Source organism: Persicitalea sp., from assembly GCF_041751555.1.
Lineage (GTDB): Bacteria > Bacteroidota > Bacteroidia > Cytophagales > Spirosomataceae > Persicitalea.
Genome location: NZ_JBGSXF010000691.1, coordinates 1 through 13,558, shown reverse-complemented (window position 1 = coordinate 13,558; position 13,558 = coordinate 1). Strand labels below are relative to the sequence as shown.

Below are 13,558 nucleotides of genomic sequence, written 5' to 3'. Positions count from 1 at the left end.
CAGTCGGGACGCGGTACCATTGTGCGGGTCCGGCTTTCTAGCAAACAGGAAGCACGATTTTAGCTGAACAGCGCTTACCGTTTGCTGCGAAATAAGTCGTATAATGGCTTTAAGGCCGCAAAATTAATCAATGCACCCGCCACGCATCAATAGCTGAAATCCACCAGGCCCGCCGCTGCAAGGGCGGCGATCCGGCGGCGGCTGACGACGGCTTTGTGGTCATCGGCCCGCATTTTGTCGATGATCGATACGTCTTGGGGCATATTGATAATTGGTTTGGAAGCTCTTTGAGTTAGTTTTTATTGATAACAATGAGTGGTTTTTTACCAAGACAAGAAGCCAAAAAAGAATTTTGGCGACGCAGGATTGGTGATAAAGCGCCATTTTTAGCTTGAAGGATTGACTTAAACAGCTTCTTAGGGGTGAAAAGGCAGAATCACTTACTCGGTGGCATCGAAGGCCGTACCTCCACTTTGCTGGGCAACGTCCGGGCGGGCATCTTAATGAGATCCACCACGATTTGCCCGATGTCCTCGGGTTGAATTTTCCAGGCGTCTTTTTCGCTGGGTTCGTGGTCGGCAAAATGTGTGGCTACTGAGCCGGGCATGATGGTACTTACCTTGATGCCATCATTCCGTACATCCAGCATCATGGCTTGCGTAAAACCTACCAATCCAAACTTACTGGCGTTGTAAGCCGCGCCCTGCGCGAAGAAATTAGTGCCCGCCAGACTGGCAATACTTATAAAGTACCCCTGCGATTTTTTCAAAGCGTCCAGCGATGCCTTCGCGCTATGGAAAACACCCGTCAGGTTGATGTCGATGGTTTCGTGCCATTCCTTATCGGTCATATCCTGGATTTTGGCAAAATGACCCACACCCGCGTTGGCGATGAGGTAGTCCAGGCGTCCCCACTTTTCGAGAACTTCGGCCACGGCCTTCTCCTGGGCAGTCAGGCTGCGGACATCGGCCACGAGGCCCAGCGCGTAGCCGTCCTTAATTTTATTGAGAGAAGCCGCCGCTTCGTCCGCATTTTCCTGCGAGCGGCTGGTGATGGCTACTTTGATTCCTTGATTGATGAGGGCTTCGGCCACGCCGTAGCCGATTCCCATACTGCCACCCGTTACAAGGGCGGTTTTGATCGTATCGCTCATTTTTCAGTTGAAGGTTTAAATGTGTAAAGATTAAATATAAGGGCATAAAATATCTGTGCCGCAGGGTAGTTTTGGGGTGCTTGAATACAAAGAGAGGATCACAATTAGAATTGTGATCCTCTCTTTGTACTCGAAGTAACAAGCAATTCCAGCCGACAGCTATTAGAATTCCATAATCATTCGCTTCTCACCCGTTTGCAGGTTATCCTTTAAGAACTCGCTGGATAGTGGCTTTACGCTGGCAGTGGCACCCAATCGGGCATTAGGGCTGACAGGGACATCCATCACATTCAGCACTTTGCTGAACAACGTCTCGTTATCGTCGCCAAACGAGCGGTATGGAATCACAGTGTCGTCCACTTTGTAGTTGGCGGCAATGCCGTTGGTCGTGCCGTAGTCCGACTCGTTATTGGCGTTGGCCGTCTGGCCCAGCATCACGTACATTCCCCAGTTCCAGCGCTTCTGATCGTCGTCGATAAGCGTGCCAAACAAATTCTTGCCGTTTGTATGGTCACCGATGGTAATCACACTCATGTATGGTTTCAGGCCATTGATAACCAACTCGCTCGCTGAAGCCGTGCCCTGCGATGTGAGAACAAAAACGCGCTCCAACTGGGAGCCGATGTTATTGGCCTCGGCCAGGAAGTTGTGGTCCAGCGCGTTGGCTCCCTTTTGCTTCTTCATCATAGCCGTGTAGTTCTCGTTCCATTGTTCTTTATAAAAGACCTTGGAAGTCGAAATGTTCTTGCCAATCAACGAAGCAAGCGTTTCAGCGGAACTAATGTACCCGCCACCGTTGAAGCGCAGATCAAGTACGAGTTCATTGACGCCCTGCGCCTTGAACTCGCCGAAAACCTTACGGAGTTGATCGTCGTAGGCTTTGGGAGAAGAGTCGGTACCCGGCACAAACTGCGTGTAAACTACGTACCCGATCTTCTTGCCGTATTTGGATTTATCAATGATCTTTGAAAAGCCCACCGGGTTTTCGCTCACCTCGGCTTTAGTGATGCTATACGTTTTATTATCGTCGGAAGTCAACATGGTACCTTCGAGAGTTCCGAGCGTGAAGCTATGGGTGTCGTTGTTGCGGAGCAACGTGGCGTAATTGCCATTGGTCAGGGCCTGACCATCTACCTTCGTGATAATATCGCCGCGCTTTAGCCCGGCGGCTTCGGCAGGACTACCCTTCACGACGTAGCTCAGATACAAACCTACATTGGATGAATTTTGGTCGGGAGCGGCGATTTGGTATTGAATCCCAAAAATCTTGCTAATGCCTTTGAATTCTTTCTGCAAAGCGGCTACATCATCCGTAATGCCCGAATAGCGATCCACAGTTGAGCGTTTATAAATTAGTTTCTCAAAGTAGTCGGAAGGGTTAGCATTGGCATTTAGCGTATTTTGGGCGGGCAAGCTGCTGGACCAGAAATACGCGTCTTTCATTACCTCATATACCCAGGAATTGATATTACTGAGGCTGGTATCGTTCGCCGGAGCAACCGGATCGACATTGTCCCTTTTGCAGCCAATCGAAAAGAGAAAGAGCAGCGCCAGAGCGACCGAACTGAGTCTATTACCTATATTCATACTGATGACGGTTAGAAGTTAATTTAACGGATAAGTGTAGAGTACAGGTAAAGCGGTTTGGTCATGCAAGGTAGTTTGAATGTATTTGAGTTTTTGTATAAAACTAATATCATATACGCAGGGAGTGGCGAAAAAGTTGCGGCAGCAATGAAAAACTTTGGCAATCGGCTTTCGGCTGCCACGGGGCGCCCGGATCGGCTTTTGAAACACTTTGACGTTAAATCTTGACCTGCTAACATAAAACCCCGTATTTTCGCCACATTGACATACGCCCGACGAAAGTAAGGCTAATGGAGCGTATCCATTATAAGCTTTCCAACGAAGAACCAAGAACTTTGAACCAATAAAATGGCTATAAAAATTGCGATTTCCCACAAGACCTCCTATAAATTCGACCGGGCGGTCAACCTATCCCCCCATATTTTCCGCCTGAGGCCCGCCCCCCACTCGCGGACGCCAATCGAAGGCTACACCTTCAAGGTTTTTCCTGAAAATCACTTTATCAATTGGCAGCAGGATCCGTTTGGCAACTACCAGGCGAGGGTCGTTTTCCCCGACAAAACTGATGAACTGCGGCTGGAAGTGGAAGTGATCGCCCAGTTAAAGGTCATCAATCCGTTTGATTTTTTCGTGGAGGAATACGCCGAGGAGTACCCTTTCACTTACGACGAAAGTCTGCGGAAGGAACTAGTCCCCTACCTCGAAAAAGAGGAAATGGGGCCGAAGCTGGCCGAATGGATGGCCAACAATAAGCTGGAAGGTTCGCTGCGTACGACGGACTTCTTCGTCCGCCTCAACCAGCAACTCAACACCGACATTGGCTACAACATCAGGATGGAGCCCGGCGTGCAGTCCACCGAGCAAACGCTCACTACCCGCAGCGGCTCCTGCCGGGACTCCGCATGGCTGCTGGTGCAGATTCTGCGTCAACTGGGCATCGCCGCGCGTTTCGTGTCGGGCTACCTGGTTCAATTGACCGCTGATATCAAGTCGCTCGATGGTCCTTCGGGGCCGGAGGAGGATTTTACCGACCTCCACGCCTGGGCTGAGGCCTATTTGCCCGGCGCGGGCTGGATTGGCCTTGACCCCACTTCGGGACTGTTTGCGGGCGAAGGCCACATTCCGCTTTGTTGCACACCGCACTACAGCAGTGCGGCCCCGGTGACGGGAGCGATGGACCCCTGTGAAGTGAGTTTTGAGTTTGAGAACCAGGTTTTTCGTATCCACGAAGACCCGCGTGTCACCAAGCCCTATTCCGAAGCGCAATGGCAGAAGGTGATGGAAGTCGGCCAAACCGTCGAAAACGACCTGCAGTTCCACGATGTCCGCATGACAATGGGCGGTGAGCCGACGTTCGTCTCCATCGACGATTTCGAGTCCGACCAATGGAACTCGGTAGCCGACGGGAAGTTGAAACGCAAGCTTTCTTACGACTTAACCCTCCGCCTGAAAAAACGCTTCGCCCACGGCGGCCTGCTGCAATTCGGACAGGGCAAATGGTACCCTGGCGAGCCGTTCCCGCGTTGGCAGTACGCGCTCTACTGGCGAACCGATGGTCAGGCGATTTGGCAAAACAACGACCTCATCGCGCAGGAAACCGACAATCGCTTCACCCACGAAGACGCCAAGAAGTTCTCGGACGAACTAATAAAGTACCTGGCCGTGGACGCTAACGCGCTATCTCCCGGTTACGAAGATCCGCTGTACTGGGCATTGGAAGAAGGCAAAATTCCCATCAACCTCGACCCACTGTCGATGGACTTGTCCGATCCAGTGGAGCGTCGCACGCTTGCCGCGCACCTGGAACGTGGCTTGAACAAGCCCGTAGGCTACGTGCTGCCGATAACCTGGGATCATAGACAAGAAAGCTGGCGAAGTGCACCCTGGGAATTCCGGCGCAACCACTGTTTCCTGATTCCTGGCAATTCACCGATGGGTATGCGCCTGCCGTTGGAGTCCATTCCGTTCGTCACCAAAGAAAAAACCCCTGCCTCGGTCGATCGTTCGATGTTCCAGGATCTACCGGAATTGGAGGATTTTGGAACACAGGTAGAGACGCGGCATGCCGCGTCTAGCGGCGAACAGGGAGAGGCGGAAAGGACGCAAACCACGGTCGAACTACCCTACGATGTAGCACACGTTTCCGGCGAAAAATCTCTGGAAGTAAAAGACGAAAAGGGTAAAGAAGAGAAAACACCTAAGAAAAAGGCCTCGCTTTACGAAATAGAAACTATCCGCACCGCGCTCTGCATAGAAGCAAGGGAAGGCATCATCTACCTGTTCCTGCCGCCGCTGGACTACATCGAGCATTACCTCGATTTAATCGCGTCAATCGAAGCTACCGCCGAAAAGCTACAAATACCCGTTCGCATCGAAGGTTACACGCCGCCGAGCGACTACCGGGTGCAGAAGCTCATCGTGTCGCCCGACCCCGGCGTGATCGAGGTCAACATTCATCCGGCCAAAAGCTGGCAGGAAATTGTAGACAACACCACGGCCCTCTACGAAGAGGCGTTCCTGGCGCGGCTGGGTACCGAGAAATTCATGGTCGATGGTCGACATACCGGCACGGGCGGCGGCAACCACGTCACCATCGGCGGGGCCAAACCTGCCGAAAGCCCGCTGCTAAGGCGGCCCGATTTGCTGCGCAGCCTGATTACCTACTGGCAGCATCACCCGGCGCTTAGCTACCTTTTCGCGGGTTCGTTTGTCGGGCCAACGAGTCAGGCCCCGCGCATCGACGAGGGCCGCGACGAGCGGCTCTACGAAGTTGAAATTGCCTTTGATCAAATCCCCAAGCAGGGCGAAGTACCCTTCTGGATGACCGACCGAATTTTCCGAAATCTGTTGGTAGACATCACCGGAAATACCCACCGTACGGAATTCTGCATCGACAAACTGTACTCGCCCGACTCCTCCACCGGGCGGTTGGGCATTCTGGAATTTCGAGCCTTCGACATGCCGCCGCACAAGCACATGGCCCTGGTGCAAAGTCTGCTGGTGCGGGCGTTAGTCACCAAGTTTTGGCGTGAGCCCTACGAGAAAAAATTAGTCCGCTGGGGCACTGAACTGCACGACCGCTTCCTGCTGCCGCACTTCGCCTACCTCGACATGATCGACGTCGTCAACGACCTGAAAGCTTCTGGTTATAACTTCGACATATCCTGGTTTGATCCCTTCTTCGAATTCCGTTTTCCGCACTACGGCAACATCACGGTGGATAACATCCAATTGGAAATCCGGTTGGGCATCGAACCCTGGCACGTGCTGGGCGAGGAACTGTCCAACAGCGGCACCGCCCGCTTCGTGGACTCTTCGCTGGAACGTTTGCAGGTGAAAGTAAGCGGTTTCGTGGAAAATCGCCATATTTTGGTCTGCAACGGCTGCCGGGTACCGCTACGCAGCAGTGGCACCAAGGGCGAGTATGTGGCCGGCATCCGCTACAAAGCGTGGAATCCGCCCTCGGCGCTGCACCCGACCATCGGTGTGGACGCGCCGCTGGTCTTCGACATTGTGGATACGTGGAGCAACCGCGTGCTGGGCGGCTGTACTTACTTCGTTTCGCATCCCGGCGGACGCAGTTTCGACTCCTATCCGGTCAACAGCTATGAGGCCGAGTCGCGCCGCATCAGCCGCTTCTGGAATTTCGGCCATACGCCCGCGCAGAACGAAGAAGTACCTATTACCCAAAAGTACACGCCTACAATTTCGCGTTTCGTGGCTGAACACAAGAAAGAACTTAGTCCTGATACGCCCGTAGAATTAATCAATCTCGAGTACCCGACTTTGCTGGATCTGCGTCAGGCGTGGAAGGGACGATAATATTTTCCTGTATGTCAACTTTATTTTACATCTTCGGCACAGGCTATTGCCGAAGATGTAAAACATTAGGAAAGTGACAGAATTGCTTCATTTTGAGCCAGATTAGCGTAAGAAGAATACAGTAGTTCAACGAACAATATTCTCTTCCTTAATCACAAAGTAGAAGTCCTCTGATTTCACCGGATTTCTCTTGAACTGGGTGGCGGCATCGTACTCCGCCTTTTCAAGTATCCAGTTATCATTACTTTCAAAGGGCCCGAATTTGTAGCCCGTTGTCCGGCCCGGCCGAAGGCGTAAGACAGTACTACCCGCGACAATAGTGATGCTGTCAAATACAGAGGTAGCCAATGCAGCGGGTTCAATGCCAAATTTTGTTTCGTAATAGATCTCTCGTTCCCTGCTTTCCGGCAGCGTGAACTGTCTGGAAAAAGTTCCGGGTTCCGATGGCGACGACTTGTAGCCACCGAGCGATAAGAGTGATGACTTAGGGTGGATGGTGACTTCAAGGGGTACATCCAACTCATTTCTGAGTAGCAGTTGACTTTGATGACGAACTTTGGTATCACAGCCAGCCAATAACATACATAGCAGTAAGCACCCCCGAACATGGATGGCTTGTGAAAATATAATGATGACATTCATGATAGTTGAATCAAGGATGAATGATATAGGCTTTCATTCCAGAGTTATTATATATTGTACCGAGACCATTAAAATTATATATTGTAAAGAATCCATTGTTTCCTCCACCTCTCCAGCCCCAGTTCATTTGGAATTCAGTAGTCGATCTCAAAACACACTCTTCCCAAGTCCCAATATTATAATCATAGTATTCTACTACTTCATACCAATAACTCTTCCTCAATCCATCAACAACCCATATGTGAGCGTTAGAGATACACACATTACAATTCGAGCCATACAAGATTACAGGTCGAAAATTCATAATTTCATTTTCAACCTGCCAGCTATTTCCATAGAAGTCAATTTGATAGCTGTTGTATCCAAGCGAATTAAATTGACTAACAATATTTGACGGTGAAAGCAGTACAGTTTGGCAGTCAAGTGCTAGATTATAATCTACACTAAGTGCTGTCCCCACACATCTTAATAACCACGAAACTGTCAGGTGATTCTGAGCAGTAATAGAACAAGTATTAGTGGGTAAGTTCCGGGCCATATTATCAAAACTAGTCGTATTAAATATAGTTCCATTAATGGAAATTTGCTTCCTGTGATATCTCAATACTTGAGCCATAGCCACTGGCCCACAGCCTACGGCAGCTTTGCCGCAATCACAACTGTTTGAATTACTACGCACTGGACTGTGAAAATTATAGGACATACCCTGTCCCCATATCGAAAGGTTATCTGTTAAATGCTCAATATTTATATCATTTGGCAATGAAGGGCATTCAATTTCGGCAATCCTTTTATTTTTAGCATTTTGCTTGTCATATTTTTGCCACATCCACTCAACGTCATTCGCAACTTTTTTCAATTTCTTTGTTTCTTTTGCAGCGTCAACTACTAAATTGAGCCAGTATTGAATCCCAGGATTGTCCGTATTTTCATCAAAATATCCTTCGTCCGAATAGGCTAATATTGGTACCATCCTTTTGTCTGAAGACAGAATCAGATAACCGCCCTTTTCCTTATAGTTCAGTATGTAGCAAATAATAGTCTTATCTTCTTTCTTATACTCTTTAATACTTTCTACCTCCTTCGTGCCATTACGGACTCTGCGACTTGTAGAAGAATCGGAAGTTTTGGATTTCCAAAACTCTTGCGATATTTTTATTGCCTCATCAGGCTTTATCTCAAACGACGAACCAGTAATTTCAATATTATCATTGATATCCTTCGATGGATTTGGCGACTTTTTATCAGAACATGAAAACAGAACAAAAAAAAATAGAAGTGAAGGTAGCCTTTTCATGTTAATTCGATTTGAGGTTACAGTTAATTTTTTGGCACTTAGTTTTTATTGGATGCGTGTTAATATCATTTCAACAAACCATGCAAAACTACTACCTCATTTCCCTCAAAAATGCTGGTAAAACCCCTCAATATGTTGTATATAAAAATTACGTAGTTGTACTTTACTTAGATGAGTGGGGGGGGGTAAAGCTTGTTATAGCGTTTCCACAAAGCTTCCCGATGCCGCCGGGCGAACTGCTGTAGGAGGCCCGGCCCGCGCAAATCCAGCTTGTTGCCGATACGAGTGTGATATTCCTCGACGCTCTTAACGGTAATACACATCGCCTCCGCAATTTGGGGGTTGCGAAGGTCGTCTGCCATATGTAGCAGAGCCCTCCACTCCCGGAGCGTGAGGGTGTCGAGCAGGGACAGAGGCAATGGTGCGGCGTTGTCAGCCATAAGAAGCAAGGAAGCATGGGTGGTTTCTTTTCCAGTGCGTCTTAGTGTGTGCGTAGCTGCGCGCAAAGATACCGATAGTTGCAAATACTAAATAACATTCTCCCGGGCGATGTTTGGCCACACGTACGGAGTACGGACGGTGAAATCGGGACGTTAGTTTCGGCATAGTTTAGCCTTATAGGTAGATTTGGCAGGATATTGAATCAAACCCATGACTATAACCCACACCACGCTCCTCCAAGAATACTGCCAAAAGGTTCGATCCTACGACGAAGTGCTGGATAGAAATGGCGAACTAAAACCGCACTGGCAATCGCTTTTTGCGGCTTTGGAGGGGCTAGGCTTGAAAGAGTTGGGTGCTCGAAATCAAGAAATCATTACCACATTACAGGAAAACGGCGTCACGTACAGCGTCTATGAAAGTAGTGATGGCCTTGATCGACCCTGGCAGCTCGACCCAATTCCCTTTTTAATTCACCAAAACGAATGGCAACAGATCGCGAGGGGACTGCGCCAGCGGGCGGAGCTGATGAATTTGATTCTGAAAGACCTTTACGGTCCGCAGACTCTAATCAAAGAAAAAGTCATCCCGCCCGAATTAGTTTATGACAATACGGGCTTTCTGAGGGCATGCCATGACGTGAAACTGGCTGGCAACCATCAACTAGTCAAGTACGCCGTGGACATGGCGCGCGGCCCGGATGGCCGGATGTGGGTACTAGACAACCGCACCCAGGCCCCGTCGGGTTCGGGCTATGCACTGGAAAACCGGACGGTGATGAGTAAAGTACTGCCCGATCTGGCCGAAAATCTTTTCGTCCGCCGGTTGTCGCCCTTCTATCTAAGTACGCAGCAAGCGATCGCCCGTGTTTTTGGTCGAGGCAAAGAGGATTTGACCATCGTCTATCTTACGCCTGGCCCCAAAAACGAGACCTACTTCGAACACGCTTACCTCGCTTCGTACTATGGCTATATCCTGGCGCAGGGGGACGATTTGCTGGTGCGCGACGGCTTTGTCTGGCTCAAATCCATCGAAGGTTTGCAAAAAGTGGACATTATTTTGCGCCGCATCGACGACGATTTCAGCGATCCGCTCGAACTCCGCTCCGATTCACGATTGGGTGTTCCCGGCCTGCTCCACGCTATCCGCATGGGTAAGGTGGCGGTCATCAATCCGCCCGGCACTGGGTTGTTGGAAAACAATGCTTTGATGGCCTTCATGCACAATGCTTGTCAGCATTTGCTGGGTGAGGAACCGATATTACCTTCGGTGGCTACCTGGTGGTGCGGACAGAGCAGGGAAAAGGAATTTGTGCTAGAAAACTTACACAAACTCATCATCAAGAAAGCCAATCGCCACCGCGACAACCGTTCCATCTATGGAAAAACGCTGTCGACGGCGCAGGTGGAACAATTAAAAAAAGAGATTAGGGCCAATCCGGCGCAGTTTGTGGCCCAGCAAGAAGTTAGCTTTTCCACCACGCCCGCCTTTGTCAACGACAGTATCGAACCACGTTTCGCGGCGTTGCGGGCTTATTTGATTGGAACCGAAAACGACTACGTGGCCATGCCCGGTGGGCTGACGCGCAGTTCGCCCGAGGCGGGTCGCTTCACTTTCTCCAATCAGTACGGTGGCATTTCCAAGGACACCTGGATTGTGGGCAGCGAAGTGGAGGAGACCCGCGAAAACATCGTGCTGCCTACTTCTACCAATTACCGGAAAGCAAGTTCACTACCCAGCCGCAGCGCCGATAACCTGTTTTGGGTCGGTCGGTACGGCGAGCGGGTGTTGGCGACCAACGCTTTCATCAACATTTTGTTAAATGCCCTAAACGTGCAGCAGAACTACGGCGGGAAGGCCGAGCACATTTCTTGGCTGCTGCGGTCGCTGACTCATCTGACATTGACCTACCCAGGTTTCGTAGGTGATGACGCGAGGGCGTCGGAACTACTCGACGATCCTGTGCGGGAGATCAATGATTTGGTACTGAATGCTAAACGGATGGGCACCATCGGTGCGTCGGTTGAGCGTTTCTTGCGGGCCATCAAGTCGGTGCGTGATCAGTGGAATCCCGAGATCAGCCGGGCTATCGACCTCATCGAAGGTAGTTTGGTGCGGATAAGAACGTTGAAGAAGGAACAAGCCGACCACCGCGCTGTTCAGAAAGACCTCGACCGGCTGTACAGCCGGATGTTTACATTTTACGGCGCAGTGTCCGAAACCATGCCGCGCGACAATGCTTACTATTTGCTCAAATGCGGCAAATTGATCGAGCGTATTCTCTCCCGCGTGAGTGTGATTCGTTCTACTTTCGCGTTCCGAAATCCTGAGTACGTCGAAAACGAGCTTCTGGAAGCGCTGTTGAACTACCATCACTTGCTGGGACGGTTCCGCAATACCTACCGCTCCCAAATCAGTCTGAGCGCGGGGCTGGACATGATTTTGTTGGAGGCCAATTCTCCCTACGCCCTGGCCTATCAGTTCGACGCGCTGGGACGATGCCTCGCCAGACTGCCGGGTAATCACAATCGCCTTAATAATGCCCAGAAGGCAGTATTGGAAGCGGCCGCGAAGATCAAACTTGCCGATGTTGTCAAGCTCTGCGAATACGAGGAGAAATCTAACTTCCGTAAGAATTTGGACGAGCTCATGGCGGAGATCACGGCACTGACTTTGACCGCTTCCGAAAGCATTTCAAACTTGTACTTCAGTCACGTAGCGGTTCAGAACTCCTTCATCGGCGGTGGCACTTCCATCGAACATCATGAAATATAACCTCATCCATAGTACTTTGTACGAGTACCGACAGTCGGTGAGCAGCTACCATAGCATTGCCTGCCTGTGTCCGCGAACGACGGTGAACCAGGTTTGTGGCGATTTCTCGCTGACCGTGACGCCCGAACCCGCCGAACTTACCGAGCGGATCGATTTCTTTGGCAATGCGGTGCATTATTTTTCCATCCAAAAACCCCACAAAGAACTGCGGGTGTTGGCGCGGAGTACCATCGAGAGTATTTTTCTGACTCCCGAACTACCCATTACAAAATCGGCTACTTGCCGGGAAGCCCGTGCCGCTTTCCAGACCGACGACGACTTGAAGAGTGAGGTGCTGCAGTACTTGCTGCCCAGTCCGTTCGTGCAATGGGACGAAGACATCCGACGCTTCGCGCGGCCTAGTTTTGCCGAAGGAGAGTCGCTCTTCGAGTGTGTACAGAATTTCTGTGGCCGAATCTTCCGGGAATTCGCTTTCGATTCCCGATTTTCGACCATAAACACGCCGCTAAAAACCGTGCTGAGGGAAAAGAAAGGCGTCTGTCAGGATTTCTCGCATTTGGCTCTCGCGGGACTACGCAGCCTGGGCTTCGCGGCCCGCTATGTGAGTGGCTACCTGGAAACGCTGCCGCCGCCGGGCAGGAAGAAACTGCAAGGCTCCGACGCCTCCCACGCCTGGATTTCGGCTTACATCCCCGGCATTGGCTGGTGCGACTTCGACCCTACTAACGACGTCATTCCGTGCGAGCGGCATCTGACCACCGCCTGGGGCCGCGACTACGCCGACGTGCCGCCGTTGCGCGGTGTGCTGTTCAGTTCGGGAAAGCAAAGATTAAAAGTGGAGGTGGATGTGCTGCCTATTTTGGACTAAAACTACGAACGGCTGGGTAGCTGTCTACCTTCTCACCCACCCTACTTGTATCTAATGCCTTTTACCACCACGTAGGCTTCTCCCCAAGACCAAAAACTGACTCCTTTCCTGTCGGAAGAAACCAACACCAGCGCATCCGCCCCGCATTCACAAGCTTTGGGCTTACTTAAATCGATGGCCTCGGAAATTGTTTTTTTGTTGTAGAGCGTCGATCCGGTTTCGCTGTCGATCAGACAAACGACGTCGTACTTCTTGGTGATTTCTTTTTCAGCGGTATAGATGTCGAGTGCGCAGCCTTTTTCTTTTCCCGGAAACTGCTTGATTTTTTGAACGCCACTGGATGCGCAGGAAAAAAGGACGAATGTGCAGAATACAGATGCTAGTACTTTCATGATTCGTAAAGTTTAGGTGTATCTTAGTAGGTGTATCTTAGATAGATTCAGCCTGATACCTGGGCGGCTACAAACTTCCAGATATCTGCGTGTAAAAATACATCTATCTTAGATATTTTAAATTAATAATTAGAATATTTTTCAAAGTCAACTTTGTTGTAAGCGAACGGCACCCAGAGTCCTCAGTAGCAAGCCAGACTGACACGAATGAATCATGCAAGACTGCCGGGGAATTCTGTAAAGTACTTTCACCGAAATTCTCCGACTTTTGTAAAAAAATAAAACACTTTACCCATGAACACCTTAAAATTCAAAACAAACATAAAATGCGGCGCTTGCGTGGCCACCGTCACGCCCCACCTGACTGGTGCCGAAGGCATCGAAAACTGGCAGGTAGATTTGCAAGACCCCAACCGGACGCTAACCGTCGAAACCGACAAGTCGGCGGAGGAGGTAGCCGACCTCGTAAAAGTGGCTGGGTACCAGGCAGAGCCCGTTGCCTGATTGGCACAAAGTTTGCTCTGAACTATTTGTCTCCCAAATTGTTGACATACTGCCTACCTTGTCAAGCTGAGCGTACC

At 50.3% G+C, this 13,558-nt stretch carries 10 protein-coding genes; 4 read left to right on the top strand and 6 right to left on the bottom strand.

Going from position 1 to position 13,558, the window contains the following annotated elements; translation table 11 throughout:
* Positions 1-436: 436 nt before the first annotated feature.
* Together ACEW8P_RS24325 and ACEW8P_RS24320 are read right to left on the bottom strand one after the other, a co-directional pair.
* Positions 437-1,153 carry an SDR family oxidoreductase gene (locus ACEW8P_RS24325; protein ID WP_373515657.1) on the bottom strand — a complete coding sequence of 239 codons (717 nt, stop codon included), beginning with the start codon at positions 1,151-1,153 and terminating at the stop codon, positions 437-439.
* A 162-nt stretch (positions 1,154-1,315) separates the two neighbouring features.
* Positions 1,316-2,740: a S41 family peptidase gene (locus ACEW8P_RS24320; protein ID WP_373515656.1), complete on the bottom strand. Its 1,425-nt coding sequence runs from the start codon at positions 2,738-2,740 to the stop codon at positions 1,316-1,318.
* A gap of 348 nt (positions 2,741-3,088) precedes the next feature.
* Between ACEW8P_RS24320 and ACEW8P_RS24315 the strand changes: the two genes are divergently transcribed.
* Positions 3,089-6,562: a DUF2126 domain-containing protein gene (locus tag ACEW8P_RS24315; protein WP_373515655.1), complete on the top strand. Its 3,474-nt coding sequence runs from the start codon at positions 3,089-3,091 to the stop codon at positions 6,560-6,562.
* Between the two features lie 126 nt (positions 6,563-6,688).
* Here ACEW8P_RS24315 and ACEW8P_RS24310 read toward each other — a convergent pair whose 3' ends face one another.
* The 3 genes from ACEW8P_RS24310 to ACEW8P_RS24300 all read right to left on the bottom strand — a co-directional run bounded on the left by ACEW8P_RS24310 (position 6,689) and on the right by ACEW8P_RS24300 (position 8,941).
* Positions 6,689-7,204, bottom strand: a complete 516-nt coding sequence (locus tag ACEW8P_RS24310) for a hypothetical protein (RefSeq protein ID WP_373515654.1) — start codon at positions 7,202-7,204, stop codon at positions 6,689-6,691.
* A gap of 10 nt (positions 7,205-7,214) precedes the next feature.
* A complete protein-coding gene (locus ACEW8P_RS24305; RefSeq protein ID WP_373515653.1) occupies positions 7,215-8,501 on the bottom strand; it encodes a C10 family peptidase in 1,287 nt (428 codons plus the stop codon).
* A 167-nt stretch (positions 8,502-8,668) separates the two neighbouring features.
* On the bottom strand, positions 8,669-8,941 hold the full coding sequence (locus ACEW8P_RS24300; RefSeq protein WP_373515658.1) for a LuxR C-terminal-related transcriptional regulator: 273 nt from the start codon (positions 8,939-8,941) through the stop codon (positions 8,669-8,671).
* A 211-nt stretch (positions 8,942-9,152) separates the two neighbouring features.
* Between ACEW8P_RS24300 and ACEW8P_RS24295 the strand changes: the two genes are divergently transcribed.
* The gene (locus ACEW8P_RS24295; RefSeq protein ID WP_373515652.1) at positions 9,153-11,717 is read left to right on the top strand and encodes a circularly permuted type 2 ATP-grasp protein; all 2,565 of its coding nucleotides are present in this window, start codon (positions 9,153-9,155) and stop codon (positions 11,715-11,717) included.
* Complete coding sequence (locus tag ACEW8P_RS24290; RefSeq protein ID WP_373515651.1) at positions 11,707-12,585, top strand: transglutaminase N-terminal domain-containing protein; 879 nt, start codon at positions 11,707-11,709, stop codon at positions 12,583-12,585. Before ACEW8P_RS24295 ends, ACEW8P_RS24290 begins: the two co-directional genes overlap by 11 nt.
* A gap of 41 nt (positions 12,586-12,626) precedes the next feature.
* On the opposite strand, the gene ACEW8P_RS24285 is transcribed toward ACEW8P_RS24290, so the two are convergent.
* Positions 12,627-12,977, bottom strand: coding sequence for a hypothetical protein (locus ACEW8P_RS24285; RefSeq protein WP_373515650.1), 351 nt, complete (start codon positions 12,975-12,977; stop codon positions 12,627-12,629).
* A 294-nt stretch (positions 12,978-13,271) separates the two neighbouring features.
* On the opposite strand from ACEW8P_RS24285, the gene ACEW8P_RS24280 reads away from it, so the two are divergent.
* Positions 13,272-13,481, top strand: a complete 210-nt coding sequence (locus tag ACEW8P_RS24280; protein WP_373515649.1) for a heavy-metal-associated domain-containing protein — start codon at positions 13,272-13,274, stop codon at positions 13,479-13,481.
* Positions 13,482-13,558: the final 77 nt, after the last annotated feature.

Excerpts from the sequence above, each read along its gene's own strand:
- ACEW8P_RS24300 (WP_373515658.1), bottom strand. The coding sequence starts at position 8,941 with ATGGCTGACAACGCCGCACCATTGCCTCTGTCCCTGCTCGACACCCTC.
- ACEW8P_RS24285 (WP_373515650.1), bottom strand. The coding sequence starts at position 12,977 with ATGAAAGTACTAGCATCTGTATTCTGCACATTCGTCCTTTTTTCCTGC.
- ACEW8P_RS24280 (WP_373515649.1), top strand. The coding sequence starts at position 13,272 with ATGAACACCTTAAAATTCAAAACAAACATAAAATGCGGCGCTTGCGTG.
- ACEW8P_RS24305 (WP_373515653.1), bottom strand. The coding sequence starts at position 8,501 with ATGAAAAGGCTACCTTCACTTCTATTTTTTTTTGTTCTGTTTTCATGT.
- ACEW8P_RS24295 (WP_373515652.1), top strand. The coding sequence starts at position 9,153 with ATGACTATAACCCACACCACGCTCCTCCAAGAATACTGCCAAAAGGTT.
- ACEW8P_RS24290 (WP_373515651.1), top strand. The coding sequence starts at position 11,707 with ATGAAATATAACCTCATCCATAGTACTTTGTACGAGTACCGACAGTCG.
- ACEW8P_RS24310 (WP_373515654.1), bottom strand. The coding sequence starts at position 7,204 with ATGAATGTCATCATTATATTTTCACAAGCCATCCATGTTCGGGGGTGC.
- ACEW8P_RS24320 (WP_373515656.1), bottom strand. The coding sequence starts at position 2,740 with ATGAATATAGGTAATAGACTCAGTTCGGTCGCTCTGGCGCTGCTCTTT.
- ACEW8P_RS24325 (WP_373515657.1), bottom strand. The coding sequence starts at position 1,153 with ATGAGCGATACGATCAAAACCGCCCTTGTAACGGGTGGCAGTATGGGA.
- ACEW8P_RS24315 (WP_373515655.1), top strand. The coding sequence starts at position 3,089 with ATGGCTATAAAAATTGCGATTTCCCACAAGACCTCCTATAAATTCGAC.